14 protein-coding genes and 1 riboswitch are annotated in these 14,696 nt (G+C 76.4%); of the genes, 5 read left to right on the top strand and 9 right to left on the bottom strand.

From position 1 onward, the window contains the following. Positions 1 to 38 precede the first annotated feature (38 nt). Both ACF07S_RS21495 and ACF07S_RS21490 read right to left on the bottom strand, forming a co-directional pair. Positions 39 to 458 (bottom strand): hypothetical protein, encoded by a 420-nt coding sequence (locus ACF07S_RS21495; protein WP_391974829.1) that lies wholly within the window; start codon positions 456 to 458, stop codon positions 39 to 41. Positions 459 to 544: 86 nt separating this feature from the next. Beyond that, positions 545 to 1,189 carry a sigma-70 family RNA polymerase sigma factor gene (locus ACF07S_RS21490; RefSeq protein WP_391963373.1) on the bottom strand — a complete coding sequence of 215 codons (645 nt, stop codon included), beginning with the start codon at positions 1,187 to 1,189 and terminating at the stop codon, positions 545 to 547. Positions 1,190 to 1,347: 158 nt separating this feature from the next. Between ACF07S_RS21490 and ACF07S_RS21485 the strand changes: the two genes are divergently transcribed. The 4 genes from ACF07S_RS21485 (at position 1,348) to ACF07S_RS21470 (ending at position 5,782) form a co-directional block, all read left to right on the top strand. Beyond that, positions 1,348 to 2,337 carry a MerR family transcriptional regulator gene (locus tag ACF07S_RS21485; RefSeq protein WP_391974828.1) on the top strand — a complete coding sequence of 330 codons (990 nt, stop codon included), beginning with the start codon at positions 1,348 to 1,350 and terminating at the stop codon, positions 2,335 to 2,337. A gap of 144 nt (positions 2,338 to 2,481) precedes the next feature. Continuing rightward, positions 2,482 to 2,973 (top strand): hypothetical protein, encoded by a 492-nt coding sequence (locus ACF07S_RS21480; protein WP_391974827.1) that lies wholly within the window; start codon positions 2,482 to 2,484, stop codon positions 2,971 to 2,973. Beyond that, a complete protein-coding gene (locus ACF07S_RS21475) occupies positions 2,970 to 4,193 on the top strand; it encodes a lycopene cyclase family protein (protein ID WP_391974826.1) in 1,224 nt (407 codons plus the stop codon). The genes ACF07S_RS21480 and ACF07S_RS21475 overlap by 4 nt, the downstream gene beginning before the upstream one ends. Next, positions 4,190 to 5,782, top strand: coding sequence for an FAD-dependent oxidoreductase (locus ACF07S_RS21470; protein WP_391974825.1), 1,593 nt, complete (start codon positions 4,190 to 4,192; stop codon positions 5,780 to 5,782). The genes ACF07S_RS21475 and ACF07S_RS21470 overlap by 4 nt, the downstream gene beginning before the upstream one ends. A 70-nt stretch (positions 5,783 to 5,852) precedes the next feature. On the opposite strand, the gene ACF07S_RS21465 is transcribed toward ACF07S_RS21470, so the two are convergent. From ACF07S_RS21465 to ACF07S_RS21450, 4 genes are read right to left on the bottom strand one after another with little or no spacing between them, the layout of a single operon-like run. Then, a complete protein-coding gene (locus tag ACF07S_RS21465; protein ID WP_391963368.1) occupies positions 5,853 to 6,857 on the bottom strand; it encodes a DUF5914 domain-containing protein in 1,005 nt (334 codons plus the stop codon). Further along, positions 6,854 to 7,849: a phytoene/squalene synthase family protein gene (locus tag ACF07S_RS21460; protein WP_391974824.1), complete on the bottom strand. Its 996-nt coding sequence runs from the start codon at positions 7,847 to 7,849 to the stop codon at positions 6,854 to 6,856. Before ACF07S_RS21460 ends, ACF07S_RS21465 begins: the two co-directional genes overlap by 4 nt. Next, positions 7,836 to 9,407, bottom strand: a complete 1,572-nt coding sequence (gene crtI / locus ACF07S_RS21455; RefSeq protein ID WP_391974823.1) for a phytoene desaturase family protein — start codon at positions 9,405 to 9,407, stop codon at positions 7,836 to 7,838. Before crtI ends, ACF07S_RS21460 begins: the two co-directional genes overlap by 14 nt. Continuing rightward, entirely contained in the window at positions 9,404 to 10,546 is a 1,143-nt protein-coding gene (locus ACF07S_RS21450) for a polyprenyl synthetase family protein (RefSeq protein WP_391963365.1), read from the bottom strand. Before ACF07S_RS21450 ends, crtI begins: the two co-directional genes overlap by 4 nt. Before the next feature lie 450 nt (positions 10,547 to 10,996). Here ACF07S_RS21450 and ACF07S_RS21445 point away from each other — a divergent pair, with 450 nt between their 5' ends. After that, positions 10,997 to 11,434 carry a nuclear transport factor 2 family protein gene (locus ACF07S_RS21445; protein WP_391963364.1) on the top strand — a complete coding sequence of 146 codons (438 nt, stop codon included), beginning with the start codon at positions 10,997 to 10,999 and terminating at the stop codon, positions 11,432 to 11,434. A 91-nt stretch (positions 11,435 to 11,525) separates the two neighbouring features. On the opposite strand, the gene ACF07S_RS21440 is transcribed toward ACF07S_RS21445, so the two are convergent. From ACF07S_RS21440 to ACF07S_RS21430, 3 genes are read right to left on the bottom strand one after another with little or no spacing between them, the layout of a single operon-like run. Continuing rightward, entirely contained in the window at positions 11,526 to 12,347 is an 822-nt protein-coding gene (locus tag ACF07S_RS21440; RefSeq protein WP_391963363.1) for an ABC transporter ATP-binding protein, read from the bottom strand. Next, the gene (locus ACF07S_RS21435) at positions 12,344 to 13,462 is read right to left on the bottom strand and encodes a FecCD family ABC transporter permease (RefSeq protein WP_391963362.1); all 1,119 of its coding nucleotides are present in this window, start codon (positions 13,460 to 13,462) and stop codon (positions 12,344 to 12,346) included. Before ACF07S_RS21435 ends, ACF07S_RS21440 begins: the two co-directional genes overlap by 4 nt. Next, complete coding sequence (locus ACF07S_RS21430) at positions 13,459 to 14,484, bottom strand: ABC transporter substrate-binding protein (protein ID WP_391974822.1); 1,026 nt, start codon at positions 14,482 to 14,484, stop codon at positions 13,459 to 13,461. The genes ACF07S_RS21435 and ACF07S_RS21430 overlap by 4 nt, the downstream gene beginning before the upstream one ends. A 27-nt stretch (positions 14,485 to 14,511) precedes the next feature. After that, positions 14,512 to 14,694, bottom strand: a riboswitch (cobalamin riboswitch). Positions 14,695 to 14,696: the final 2 nt, after the last annotated feature.

Genomic DNA, 14,696 nt, shown 5'->3' with positions numbered 1-14,696 from the left:
CGCACCCCACCGAACCCCGTCAAGGCTTTCCTAGTAATTCAATAGGAAAAGCGGCCGGGGTCTCGCGGTGATGCTCGCCGTGGCGCCGATGTCCGGCTTCGGGAGCGCCAGCGGACCACGGCGGTCCCGGCGAGCAGGCCGAAGCCGAGTGCGGCGCGGACGCCCCGGCCGGTGCGGCGTGGCACGTCCGGCACCGTGGGCGGGCCGCCCGCCGCCGTGGCGGTGCCGTCCGTCTCGGACAGTCGCCGGGCGATGCCCCGCCAGACCCGCTCCGGTGGAGTGGCCGGCAGGTCCCCCTCCCCGACCCCGCGCGCGGCGGCGACGACGTGGGTCAGCCGGTTCAGTTCCGCCCGGCAGGGCCCGCACGCGGCGATGTGCCGCAGGGCGTCGGCATCGTCGTACGGGACGCCGTGTCCCAGTGCCAGGTCCATCAGGTGCGCGGGATCGACATGCGGCACCGTCGCCCTCCTGTTCGCGTGCTTCGTGGCGTACGGACGCGTCCACCCGGTCTGCGGGCGCCTGCGGCAGGACACCCGCGACGGGTCTACGCGGCGTGCTCCTCGGCGCGGCCCTGTTCGATCCCCTCGCGCAGCCGCAGCAGGCCGCGACGGGTGTGGCTCTTGACCGTGCCCAGGGGCAGACCCGTGCGCGCGGCGATCTGGGCCTGGGTCAGGTCCTCGTAGAAGGCCAGGCACAGCACCTCGCGCTGACCGCGTGGCAGCCGGGAGAGCGCGTCGACCAGGAGCACCCGGTCCAGGACGTCCTCCGGCGCCCCGGCGCCGGGCCGCCGCCCGCCGGCGTCGTGCGCCACCGTGTCGAGCACGGTGAGGCGCTTCGTCCGGGCCGCCAGCGCGTCGACGATCTTGCGGCGGGTGATGCCGACGACCCAGCCGCCGAGGGGCCCCCGCTCCGGGTGGTAGCCGTCCCGTCCGCGCCAGGCGCCCAGGAACACCTGCTGCGTCACGTCCTCGGCCTCGTGCGTGTCGCCGAGCGAGCGGGTGGCCATGGTGTGCACGAGTGAGCCCCAGCGCCGGTAGATGGCCGCGAAGGCGCAGGGGTCGGCGGCACGCAGACCACGGGCCAGTTCCTCCTCGTACCGCGCCTCCCGCTCCCGCCGCGCCTCCTGCGCCTCCTGCGCCCTCTGCGTGGCAGGCGGGCGGACGCCGGTGTGTCGCGTGTTCGTGGTCATGGCCTGTTCCTCCTGCCGTCTCCGCCGTGCGGGGCGGGGCCGCCGGCCGAGCGGGTGCGCTCGGCGTGTGCGCGGTCGCCACCGGCGCGTACGGCCCAGTGTCGGGAGCCGAAACGACGCACACAACGTGCGTCGGTTGTGCGTCGTAAGGTGGCGGCATGAGGACGGACACGGGCGGGGACGACGAGGCGGACGCGAGGCGCGGTGGCGGACTGACCACCGGCGAGGTGGCCAGGCGCCTCGGGGTGGCGCCGACCACCGTCCGGTCGTGGGACCGGCGCTACGGACTCGGCCCCGACGCGCACACCGGAGGCCGGCACCGCCGCTGGACCGCCGCGGATCTGGCCCGGCTGGAGCGGATGTGCGCCCTGACGGCGACCGGGCTGCCGCCCGCCGAGGCCGCCCGCCTGGTCCTCGGCGAAACGGCGTCCCCCGCGCCCGGGAGCGCCGCTCCCGCCCCGCGGCCGGCGGCCCGCGGACGCAGCCGGGCCGGCACCGGCCTGCGCCTGGGCGACGTGCGCCAGGAGTGCAGGGGAGTCGCCCGCGCGGCCCTGCGTCTCGACGCCGCCGCGCTCGACGCGCTGCTGGAGGACGCGATCGAGGAGCACGGCCTCGTCGCGGCCTGGACGGAGGTGATCATGCCGACGCTGCAGGCGGTCGGCCGCAAGTGGGAGAACTCGGGGGAGCGGTACGTCGAGGTCGAGCACTTCCTGTCCTGGCACGTCTCCGGCGCGCTGCGGCGCCACGCGCCGCTCGTGGCGGCCGACCGGCCCGGTGCCACCACGGTGCTCGCCTGCGTGCCCGCGGAGAACCACACGCTGCCGTTGGAGGTGCTTGCCGCCGCGCTGTCCGAACGCGGCCTGCCGGTCCGCATGTTCGGCGGCGCGCTGCCCGTCGAGTCCCTCGTCGCCGCGGTACGCAGGACCGGACCGGCCGCGGTGGGGCTGTGGGCGCAGTCCCGCACCACGGCCAGCCGGCCACTGGCCCGGCATGTCTCGGAGATCGAGTGGGGCGTGCGCGGCGCGCGCAGGAGACCGGTCGTCCTGACGCTCGGCCCCGGCTGGGCCGGTCGGACCGATCCGGGGCTGCCGCATCCGCCGGGACTGGCCGAGGCCGTCGCGGCGGTGGAGGCGGCGGTGAGCAGGTGAGGTGACTCCGCCCGGCGGGTACCGGGCCGTGGTGGCGTCCGGCCGCACCGGACGGAACGTGCTGGGGTGGGACCGCAGGGGAAGAACACCACGCACGGCCCGAGGTGCCGAGGCCGGTGCCGGAGGAGCCGGAGGAGGAGGAACATGACCGGTCACCACCACCGCGGCTCCCCGGACACGGTCGCCGTCGCAGCGGGTTCCGCCGGTCCGGCCCGCGCGCCGGACCTGCGCCGCTCCTGCTGCACCGTCGAGGGGGCCCGGCCCGCACCTGACGGTCCGTCGGCCTCGCGCGCGGCGCATCCGCCGGCGGACGACGCGCGGAACAGGAGGAGCGAAGGCGGGTGCGCCCGCCCCTGTGATCGGAAGTGGACCGTGGACCTCGACGGCGCGCGCGTGCCGGTGGCCGGAGCCACCGGCGTCCCCGGTGGTGCCCGCACCGCCGAACCGGCCGGGCGGGGAGCGCGGCCGGCGCTCGCCGGGCACGGCCCGGCCCACCGGGCCCTGGCCGCCCGCGCTCACCCGGGCGCCCCCCACGTCGTGCGTGACGCGTACGACCCCGCTGCCCGCGACCGTGCCGTACACGACGCGACGGCCGCCCCGGACGGGACACCCGTCGCCGAACGGTGCGCCGGGTGAGCCGGCGGCCCCCCGTGCCCGGCGCGACGTCCGACGTGGTCATCGTCGGCGGCGGCGCGGCCGGACTCAGCCTCGCCCACCGGCTGACGGCGCCCGGTTCCCCCACCGTCACCCTCGTGGACGCCCCGGACGGCCCGCTGCGGCCCCCCGAACGGACCTGGTGCTACTGGGACCGGGGCACCGGCGACTTCGACGAAGCGGTCAGCGCCTCCTGGCCGCGGCTGCGCGTCCACGGCACCGACGGCCGCGCCGTCACCGTGCGCCCCTCCCCGCTGCGCTACCGCATGCTCCGGTCCACGGACTTCGAACGGCTGGTGCACTCCCGGCTGGACACCGCTCCCCACGTGCGCGTCCTGCGCGCCACGGCGGACGCGGTGCGCAACACGGCCGACGGCGCGGAGGTGCGCTGCACACTCCCCGACGGCCGGACGCTGTCCCTGCGCGCCCGCCAGGTGTTCGACTCCCGTCCCCGGCACGCCCTCCCGGCCGCCCGCACCCAGCTGATGCAGCACTTCCGCGGCTGGTTCGTGCGCACTGCCACGGACCGCTTCGATCTCGGGACCGCCGACCTGATGGACTTCCGCGTACCGCAGCCGCGCCACGGCCTCGCCTTCGGCTACGTACTGCCCCTGGCACCGGACCGAGCGCTCGTCGAGTACACCGAGTTCTCCCGGCACCCGCTGACCACCGGGGCGTACGAGGCGGCGCTGGCCCACTACAGCCACACCGTCCTGAAGCTCGGCGCGTTCGGCGTGGAGTCGGCGGAGCAGGGCGTCATTCCCATGACCGACGCGCGCTTCGCCCGCCGCACCGGTCCCGCCGTCTTCCGGATCGGGACCGCCGGCGGTGCCACCCGCCCGGCGACCGGCTACACCTTCGCCGCCGTGCAGCGGCAGAGCCGGGCCGTCGCCGCCGCGCTGCGCGCCGGCCGCACGGACGTGCCCCCGGCGTACGGGCGGCGGGCACTCGCCATGGACGCGGTGCTGCTGCGGGCCCTGGACACCGGGCGGATCGACGGCCCGGACTTCTTCACCGGACTGTTCCGCCGCGTCCCGCCGCACCGCCTCCTGCGCTTCCTCGACGGCGACACCTCCCCGTGGGAGGAGTGCGGCATCGGCCTGCGCACTCCCGTGTGGCCGATGCTCCGCACCGCCGTCGAACTCCCCTTCCTGTCCCGCCGTCCGCACCCCGCCCCACGAACCGGAGAGAGCCCCCGATGACATCGACGCCCGGCCACGACCCGGCACGCGTCCCCGCCCCCACGTCCCGGCGTACGGCCCGGCGGGGCCGCGACCGCAAGGCCGAGACCGTGCCGCCGGCGCCGGGCCGGGACCGGTTCGACCGCGGGGACGCGCCCGGCGTCGCCGTGGCCGGGGGAGGGATCGCCGGTCTCGCCGCGGCCACCCTGCTCGCCGAGCGGGGCGCCCGCGTGACGCTCTACGAGCGCGAGGAGTCGCTCGGCGGCCGCCTCGCGGGCCACCGGATCGACCTCGCCGACGGGTCCGGGGCGACCATGAGCCGTGGCTTCCACGCCTTCTTCCGCCAGTACTACAACCTGCGCGGACTGCTGCGCCGGACCGATCCCGCACTGGACCGTCTCCGGCCGCTGCCCGACTACCCGCTGCGGCACAGCGGCGGACTGACCGACAGCTTCGCCCGGGTCCCGCGCACCCCGCCGTTCAGCGCCCTCGGCTTCGTCGCCCTGAGCCCCACCTTCGGCTGGCGCGACCTGACCGCGATGGACGCCCGGGCCGCGCTGCCGCTCCTCGACGTCCGCGTACCCGAGGTCTACGAACGCTTCGACGCCATGAGCGCGACGGCGTTCCTGGAACGCGTCCGCTTCCCCGCGGCCGCGCACCACCTGGCCTTCGAGGTGTTCTCGCGCAGCTTCTTCGCCGACCCGCGGGAACTGTCCGCGGCGGAACTCCTGCTGATGTTCCACATCTACTTCCTCGGCTCCGCGGAGGGCCTGCTCTTCGACGTGCCGGCCGAGCCCTTCCCGCAGGCCCTGTGGGAGCCGCTCGGCGACTACCTCCAGCGCCTCGGCGCGGACATCCGCACCGGCACACCCGTGCACGAGATCCACCCGGGCGACGGCGGGGGAGTGGAGGTCCGCACCGACGGCGCCGTGGACCGGCACGACGCCGCGGTCCTCGCCCTCGACCCCGGGGCCCTGCGGGAGCTCGTCGCCGCCTCACCCGGTCTCGGCACCCCGGCCTGGCGCGACGGCGTCGCCGCCCTGCGCACCGCGCCGCGCTTCCTGGTCTCCCGGCTCTGGCTCGACCGGCCGGTCCGCGCCGGACGCCCCGGGTTCCTCGGCACCAGCGGCTACGACGGCCTCGACAACATCAGCGTCCTCGAACGCTACGAGGGGGAGGCCGCCCGCTGGGCCGCCCGGACCGGCGGCTCGGTCGTCGAACTGCACGCCTACGCCGTCCCCGACGACGCGCGGCCGGAGGCGGTGCAGAACCGCCTCCTCGAGAGCCTGCGCCGGGTCTACCCCGAGACACGCCGGGCCCGTCTCGTGGACGCCCGGCACGAATGGCGCGCCGACTGCCCCCTCTTCCCGGTCGGTTCCCACGCCCGGCGGCCCACCGTGGCGACTCCCCACCCCCGGGTGACCCTGGCCGGTGACGCGATCCGCTGCGACCTGCCCGTGGCGCTCATGGAACGCGCCGCCACCACCGGGTTCCTGGCGGCCGGCGCCCTGCTCGCCGGCTGGGGCGTGCGGGGACAGGTGCTGTGGACCGTCCCCCGGTCGGGCCGCTCACCCGCGCTCCGGGCACTCGGCAGGCTCGGGAGCCGCTGAGCCGGCCCGGCCGCGGTGCGCCGGGACGCGGGGGAGACACGCCCGCGTCCCGCCGCACCGCCGCCGCCGCTCACCCGGGGAACCGTCCCGTGCTGCGCAGCGCCCAGCGCCGCTCCGCGTAGGCGAGGTCGTCGCGCCACAGCCGGCCGGCCGTCCGCCGCATCAACGGGCGCAGCGCGGGCGCGGCGGCCCGCGCGAGGGCGAAGCCGCGCCGGTCCGAGGCGGCGACGACCGCTTCGACGACGGCGGTCCGCGGGCGCGCGTCCGCCTCACCGGTCAGGGGCGTGGCGTGCGTCTCCACCACGGACGTGGCCCCCTCCCCCTCCGTGATGCGCATGACGACCGTGCGGGGCCCGGGCGCGGTGAACTCCGCCCGGACCGGCACCACCAGACGGCCGGTCACCCGGAAGGAGACGTCGACGACGAAGACGTCGTCCTCCTCCCGCGGCGGCCGGGCCACCGTCAGGTCCACGAAGGAATACGGGTGGAACCACGAGCCGTGCCACGGGTCGAGGCGGTTGGCGACCACGTCCTGCGGCTCGCACCGGCCGACCGCCGTGAAGACGGCGTCCACCCCGCCGCCCGCCGCCGGCCGCACCGGCACCAGGGGACGGTCCGTCGGTTCCTCGCCGCCGACCGCGTCCAGCCGCACCCACACCAGCACGCCGTCGTCGTACACCGGATACGGATCCCAGCCGGCGAACGACCCGCCGTCCAGGGCCAGTCCGTGCCAGTGGCAGACCAGCGTGCCGCACACCACCCTGCTGTCCCGCAGGGGTGCGCCGAGGTGCGGGCAGGACCCCGGCCCCGCGCGCAGCCCACCGGTCCCCGACCGCCACAGCACGACCTCGACACCGCCCACCGTCCTGCCGCGGGGGCGGCCACCGGCGCGTACGTCCCGGGAGGCGCCGACGACGAACCAGTTGCCGGCAGGACGGGCCGACGCCCGCTCGAGCGCGTCGGCGATCAGTGCCGGGCGCGCCTGCCGCCAGGTCGGCGTCTGCCTCGCCCAGGACGACCGGCGGCGCCGCCGCAACGGCGGGGTCCAGCCGGGCCGGTCCGCTCGCCCGCTCACTTCACGGCTCCCTTCCGCTCGAGCGCCGCGCCACCCGCGCGGGGGTCCCGGCGCGCGGTGCGCGCGCGCCGTCGCGCGGCGGCGATCCCTACCGCCCCGGCGGCCGCCGTGGCCGCCCGCCGCCGGAGCGGGACCACCGCACGGCGGTGCAGCACCGTGTACCCCTGCTCGGCGATCGTGTCGAGGATGCCGCCGTACAGGACGAAGGCGGTGCGGACGCAGGGGCGCGTGAGCGGGTCGAGCAGGGCGATGCCCGGTTCCGCCAGCCGGTACACCCCTCTGGTCAGGGCCTCGGCGGCGACCAGGGCCGCGCGGATGCGCGGGTCGGTGCGGCCCGTACGGCGGCTCCACTCCAGCAGCGGCCGGTCCACGCCGTGGGCGGCGAGCAGGTCCGCGGGCAGGTAGATCCGGCCCCGGTCCAGGTCCTCGCCCACGTCCCGCAGGAAGTTGGTCAGCTGGAACGCCTCCCCGAGGGCCGCCGCGTGCGGCGCCGCCTCCTCACGGGGCACGACCGTGCCGAGCACCGGCAGCATCTGCAGCCCGATCACCGCGGCCGAGCCGTGCATGTAGGCCCGCAGGTCGGCGTAGGTCGGGTAGTCCGTGACGTGCAGGTCGCTGCGCATCGAAACCAGGAAGTCGGCGAACAGCGTGTGCTCGATGCCGTACCGCCCGGCGGTGTCGGCGACGGCCCGGACCACCGGCTCGTCCCCCTCGCCGGTGCGCAGCCCGTGCGCGAGGCCGCTCTCCAGCTCCCGCAGCAGCCGGTCGCGTTCCCCGGCCGTCCGGGACCGGCCGAGGTCGTCCACGATGTCGTCCGCCCAGCGGGCGAAGCCGTACAGCGCGTGCACGGCCGGCCGGCGTTCCACCGGGAGCAGACGGGTGGCCAGGAAGTACGTCCTGCCGTGGCGGGCGTTGAGCCGTCGGCACCGGGTGTAGGCGGCGCGCAGGGCTGGATCGGTGATCCCGGCGGCGTCCAGTTCACGACGGGTCATGGGCGCCTTCCACGGCCGGTGCGCCGGGCCGGGCGCGGCGCGCCCCCGGACCGGGGCGAACGGAACGCCTGCCCGGAGCACCGCCGGTGACACGGGCGGCGGCGAGCTTGCCGCTGATGAGCACCGTCGGCACGCCGACGCCGGGAGTGGTTCCGCAGCCCGCCAGCACGACGTTCTCGGCGGAGCGCACCAGGTTGCGCGGGCGAAACGGGCCGGTCTGGGCGAAGGTGTGGGACACCGAGAACGGACTGCCCGCCGCGTGCCCCTGCGCCGCCCAGTGCAGCGGCGTCACCAGATGCTCCTCCCGGACGCTGGCCGCGAACCCCTCGAGGCCACGGCGCTCCAGCTCGGCGACCAGGCTGTCGCGGTAGCGCGGCCCCAGGTCGCGCCACGCGCCGGCGGAGGGGCCGACCTCGGTGTTCGGGCAGGGCGCCAGGACGTAGTGCAGATGCCTGCCCGGCGGGGCCAGACCGGGATCGTGCGTCGTCGGCCGGGTGATCAGCAGGGACGGGTCGCTCATCAGCCGCCCCGTGCGGGTCAGCTCGTCGAAGGTGTCCTCCCAGGCGGCGCCGAAGGAGAGGGTGTGGTGGGCGAGGCCCGGCCAGGTGCGGTCGGTGCCGGCGTGCAGCACGACCGCGGACGGCGAGTGGCGCAGCCGCACCGGGCGCTTCGGGGCGCCGCCCAGCAGCCGGTGCGCGGCGGGCAGTTCGCAGGTCAGCACCAGCGCGTCGCAGGTGATCCGCTCGCCCGAGGCCAGCCGCACGGCGCGGACCCGGCCCGCCGAGCGCTCCAGCCCGGTCACCTCGGACGACCAGCGCAACCGCGCCCCCGCGCCGGCCGCCGCGTCCGCCATCGCGCGCGGCAGCGCGTGCATGCCGCCCTTGGGGAACCAGACGCCGGCCACGGTGTCCATGTAGGCGATCACCGCGTACGCCGCGAGGGCCCTGGCCGGGGCGACACCGGCGTACAGGGCCTGGAAGGAGAAGACGCGGCGCAGCCGGGGGTCGGCGAGGAAGCGGCCGATGCGGCGGTCCAGCCGCCCGAAACCGCCCAGTGCCGCCAGCCGTGCCAGGTCCGGGTGCAGCAGCTGGAACGGCGAGTCGAAGTTGGTGTCGATGAAGCGCCGCATCTGCGCCCGGTACAGCCGCTCCAGCCAGTCCCGCAGCCCCCGGTACCCGGCCGCCTCGGCCGGTCCGGCGAACCGCCTGACCTCGTCCTCCATCGCCTCGCCGTCGGTGTGCACGTCGAGTGAGGTCCCGTCGGCGAAACGCGCCCGGTAGGCCGGGTGCAGGGCCGTCAGCTCGACGTGGCGGCCGAGGCCGTCCCCCACGGCGGCGAAGGCCTCGTCGGCCAGGTGCGGCATCGTCAGCACCGTGGGGCCGGTGTCCATCTCGTACCCCCCCAGGCGTACGCGGCCCGCCCGGCCGCCGGGGCCCGCGTCGCGTTCGACGACCGTCACCCGGCGGCCCGCCCCCAGCAGGTGCAGCGCGCAGGCGAGCCCCGAGAGTCCGGCGCCCACCACCACCACGTGGTCCGTCGGACCGGGTACCGTCCTCACGCCGCCTCCCCGGTGCGCTCCGGGGCGAGGCCCGCCGCCCGCCCGACCAGCGCGGCGAACTCCCGCCGCAGAGCGGGCTCCGCGCCGGTCCGGGCGAAGTGCCGCAGGCTCGTCGCGGCCAGTTCGGTGATCTTCGACTCCACGACGGCCCGCGCGCCGGTGCGCTCCAGCGACGCGCGCATCCGCCGCACGGCGTCGTCCGACGAGGACGGCGCGCCCGGGGCGAGCAGTTCGGCGGCCTCCTCGTCGCCGGAGTTCCCGGCGAGCCTGAGGCCGACGGCGAGCAGGTAGGTGAGCTTGCGCGTGCGCAGGTCGTCGTCGGCCGGCTTGCCCGTCCGGGCCGGGTCGCCGAAGGCACCGAGGAGGTCGTCGCGGAGCTGGAAGGCCAGACCGGCGCACCGCCCGGCGGAGCGCAGCGCGTCCAGGACGGGCGCGCCGGCGCCGGCCAGGGCCGCACCGAGCGCCAGTGGCCGCTCGACCGTGTAGAGGGCGCTCTTGAGGGTGGCGATGGTCACCGCCTCGTCGACGCCGGACGCCCCCGTGGCCTGCGCGTGCAGGTCCCGGTACTGCCCGGCCACCATCTCGCGGCGCATGGCCTGCCACTCGCGGTGCAGCCGCGGTCCGTGCGGCGAGCCGAGCGCCGTCTCGGTCAGCAGGTCGTCCGCCCAGGCCAGGGCCAGGTCACCGGCGAGCACCGCGGCGGACGCCGCGAACGCCTCGGCCGGGCCGGTCATCCGTGCGGCCCGGTGCATCCGGGCGAGGTCGACGTGCACCGCGGGCGCGCCGCGCCGCAGCGTCGAGCCGTCCATCACGTCGTCGTGGATGAGCGCACAGGCCTGGAGGAGTTCGAGGGCCGCGCCCGTGCGCAGCACCGCGGTGGGCTCGCCCGATCCGCCGGCGGCCCGCCATCCGCACCAGGCGAACGCGGTGCGCAGCCGCTTCCCGCCGCGCCGGACCAGGGTGGTGACGCGGTCCGCGACATCGCGGGCGAACACCGGATCGGTGTCGCGGGCGGCCCCCAACCCCTCGTCGAGGACGCGCCCGAGTTCCGCCTCGACGGCCCGGGCGGCGTCGCGGGCCGTGAGCGGGCCGTCGACCGGCCTGACCGGTTCGGCCACAGTGGACCGCAGTCCCAGCATGCACAACCCCTTCTCACTCTCGGTCACCGGCACACCAGTGCTTCTGCCGAGTGACCTTGCACGGATGCGCTGATTCCCGACCGGTACGCCGGTCGTCCCGGACGGCGGTCACCCCACCGGCGCAACGGCGGCGGAGCCGTGCGCACGACGCGTCCCCGCGCCGTCGCGGCCACGGGCGCTCCCCGCGGACGTTCGGTGCTGCCACGCGTGTTCCTCCCGGACGTTCGGTCCGACATCCTGACATGTCAGATCATGGCCGCAGCGGCGTGACCCCGCCCGTCGCGACGACATGATCGGCGGGTCGGCGGCCCGGGACCGGAGCGTCCGCCGGGGTGGGCCGCCCGCCCGCACCGGCCGCCCGGAGGTGCTGGCGCCGGCCGGTCGATGCCGGTGATGATGGCGCTCCCGCCGCGTCGGCCGGACGCGGATGCCGAATCGGAGTGATGATTCATGACCCCCGCCGCACCCACGACCGCACGCGCCGTGGTGGAGGAGCTGTTGCGCCGGATCGGTGAGGGCGATCCCGGGCGTATCGCCGAGATGTACGCCGAGCGGGGCGACTGGAAACTGGACTGGCCGGAGGCCGAGCACGGCCGGGCCGCCACCCCGTGGATCCGTCACCGCTCCACCCGCGCCGATGCCGCCGCCCACTACCGCGAGCTCGCCGAGCACCATGTGCCCGGGCAGGCGGCGACCGAGATCGAGCGCATCCTCGTCGACGGCGACGACGTGGTCGTGCTCGGCGAGATCCGGCAGACCGCCCGCTCCACCGGCCGTGCCTACCGGGCGCGGTTCGCCCTGCACCTCACCGTCCGGGACGGGCTCGTCACCCGGCACCACGTCTACGAGGACAGCCTGGCCGTCGCCCAGGCGTTCGCGGCGGGGTAGCCGGGCCCGCCGTGGACCGCGCTGAACGGCGGCCCGGTCCACGGCGGCCCCCGCCGGCGCGCCGGCGGGGGCCTGGTACCTCGAGGAGGAGTCAGCCCCGGAGCGGCGCGGGGGGAGCCGGGCGGTCCGCCCGCCGCGTCCCGCCGGGCAGGAAGGTCACGTGCGGGGCGCCCGTGCCCGGATGGACGGCCACCTCCGCCGCGACCCCGTACACCTCGGCCAGCAGCCCGGGGGTGAGGACCTCGGCGGGTGGGCCCGAGGCGGTCACCTCGCCGTCGTGCAGGACGTAGAGGCGGTCGCAGTAGTAGGCGGCCAGGTTGAGGTCGTGCAGGGCGAGCAGCACGGTCGCGGACAGGTCGCGCAGCGCGTCGAGGACGTCCAGCTGATGGCGGATGTCGAGGTGGTTGGTGGGTTCGTCGAGGACGAGCAGGGTGGGCCGCTGCGCGAGGGCGCGGGCGATGAGCACGCGCTGGCGTTCGCCGCCGGAGAGCCGGTCGAAGGGCCGGCCGGCCAGGTGGGCGGCGTCGACCGCGGCGAGCGCGGAGTCGATGAGTTCGGCGTCCTCGGGGGTGTCGCCCGCCAGCAGCCGTTTGTGCGGGGTGCGGCCCATCGCCACGACCTCGCGGACGGCGAGGTCGACGCCGGCCCCGGGTTCCTGCACCACCGCCGCCACGGTGCGGGCCACCTGCCGTACCGGCAGCGACCAGGCGTCGGCGCCGTCGACGCGGACCCGGCCGGCGTCGGGGCGCAGCACGCGGTAGACGGCGCGCAGCAGGCTGGACTTGCCGCTGCCGTTGGGGCCCACCAGCCCGATCGTCTCGCCGGGACGGGCGGTCAGGGACACGTCCCGCACCAGGACGCGCACACCGGCGCTGATCGTGACGCCGTCGACGCGGAGGTCGGTCGCGGTCATGCCACTCCCCGGTCGGTGCCGCGCCGGGCGTCCCGGCGCATCAGCCACAGGAAGAACGGTCCGCCGCACAGCGCCGTGAGCACGCCGACGGGGATCTCCATCGGCGCGGCGACCGTCCGCGCGGCCACATCCGCCCAGACGAGGAAGACCGCGCCGCCGAGCGCGGCCGTCGGCAGGACGCGGCGGTGGTCGCCGCCGACGAACAGGCGCACGATGTGGGGCATCATCAGTCCGACGAAACCGATCGGCCCGGCCGCCGCCACCAGGACGCCGGTGACCAGGGAGAGCAGGACGAACAGGCGGGCGCGGAAGCGGGCCACGTCCAGCCCCATCGTGGTGGCGGCCTCCTCACCGGCCAGCAGCAGATTCAGGTTGCGGGCCTGCGTCATCAGGACGCCGATGCCCAGGAGCACGGCCAGGCCCGGCAGCCACAGCGCCTCCCAGCCGACGCCGCCGAGACCGCCGAGGGTCCAGGCGAGCACCGCGCGGGTCTCGTTGCCCCGGTCGGTGGTCAGCAGCAGCAGGTCCAGCACGGCGGTGAGCACCGCGGCGATCGCCACCCCGGACAGCACCAGCCGCATCGAGGAGATGCGTCCGCCGGTGCGGGCGGTGGCGTAGACGAGCAGCAGCGCGCCCAGCGCGCCCGTGAACGCGGCGGCCGACAGCGACAGCGGCCCGAACACGCCGACCCCGAAGACGATCACCGCGACCGCGCCGAGGGACGCCCCGGAGGAGACCCCCAGGAGGTAGGGCTCGGCGAGCGGGTTGCGCACCAGGGCCTGCAGCGCGGTGCCCACGACCGCCAGCCCGGCGCCGGTCACCGCGCCGAGCAGCACGCGCGGCGCCCGCACGTCCAGCACGATCGTCTCGCGCGCCCGCGACCACTCGGGCGCCGTCCGGCCGGCGCCCAGCGCGTGCGTGACGATGTCCCACACCTGGCCGGGCGGCACCTCCACCGAGCCGATCGCCAGGCCCGCCGTGGCGGAGGCCCCGAGCAGCGCGGCCAGGACGACGAGCGTGACGACCAGGGACGTGCGGCCCGTTGTCGCCCGCCCGGCGGACGTCTCGGGCGGCGCGGCCGGCCCGGCGGGCGCCTCGACGGCGGGGCGGGTCACCGGAAGCTCCCGGGGTGCAGTCCGCGGGCCAGGTCCTCGACGGCGTAGGCCGAGCGGATGCCGACCAGGGTGGAGGTCAGCGGCAGGACGACGAACCGCTCGTTGCGCACGGCGGGCACGTCGGCGAGGGCCGGCTGGGAGCGCAGGAACTCCTTCTTCCGCTCGACGCTTCCGGCGCCGGCGTAGTCGTAGACGGCGATGACCTCGGGCCGGCGTTCGACGACCTGCTCCCAGGAGACGTCCCCGAAGACGTCGTCGAGGTCGCCGAACACGTTGCGGCCGCCGGCCAGCCGGATCAGCTCGGTGCCCAGGCTCCTGCCGCCCGCGGTGAAGGCGCTCTTGTCGCCGCTGTCGTACACGAAGACGGGCACCTCGGGCTCGCCCCCGACCGCGGCGGCGGCCTCGCCCACCCGGCTCCGCAGATCGGCGACCAGCCGCTCGGCCCGGCCGGGGACGCCGAAGATCCGGCCGACGGTGCGGATCTCGGCGTAGGTGTCCTCCATCGTCACCCGCTTCTCGCCGCAGTACTCGCGGTTGAGGTGGGTGTCGATGCCGGCGTCGGCGAATGCCGTGCGGGAGCGGCCCTCGTTCTCGGCGAAGGCGCTGCCGTAGCCGCCGTAGACGAGATCGGGTTCGGCGTCCAGCACGGCCTCGAAGGACGGTTCCCTCTCGGCCAGTTGCGGTACCTCCTCGAAGTCCCGCCTCAGCTCGGGCAGGACGGCCGAGTCGGGGAAGGCGGTGCCGACCATGCGGTCCTTCAGGCCCAGGGCGAGCATCAGCTCGGCGGGGTGCTGGTGGATGGTGACCACCCGGGCCGGCGGCCTGTCGTACGTCGTGCGCACACCGCAGTTGTCGATGGTGACGGGAAAACCCTCGGGGGCCGCCGCGGCGGCCCTCCCTTCGTGCGCGCCGTCGCCGGACGGGCCGCAGCCGGCGGTCAGCAGGGTCGCCGGCAGGACGACGGCCGCGACCGCGGCGCGCAGGGACCGGCGTGTGCGGGCAGGGATGAGCAGGGGGGACACGTGAAGCCTCCTGGAGTCCGCGCTCCTCGGAACGGGCCCGCGACAGGCCAGTGTCCTGACTCCCGGATCGACGTTCCCCCGGCCTTCCCGCGCGGCGCGCAGTGGCGTGTCGAGGGGGTGCACTCCCCGGTCACAGTGGCGGGACCGTGCCGGATTCGCACCGGCTTCCTGTCTCCCGTCGCGGCGATGACCTGGTGATAGTACGGTTCCCC

Origin of the sequence: Streptomyces sp. NPDC016640 (genome assembly GCF_043076215.1) — a bacterium.
Classification (GTDB): Bacteria; Actinomycetota; Actinomycetes; order Streptomycetales; family Streptomycetaceae; genus Streptomyces.
This window is presented reverse-complemented; position numbering and strand designations above follow the sequence as displayed.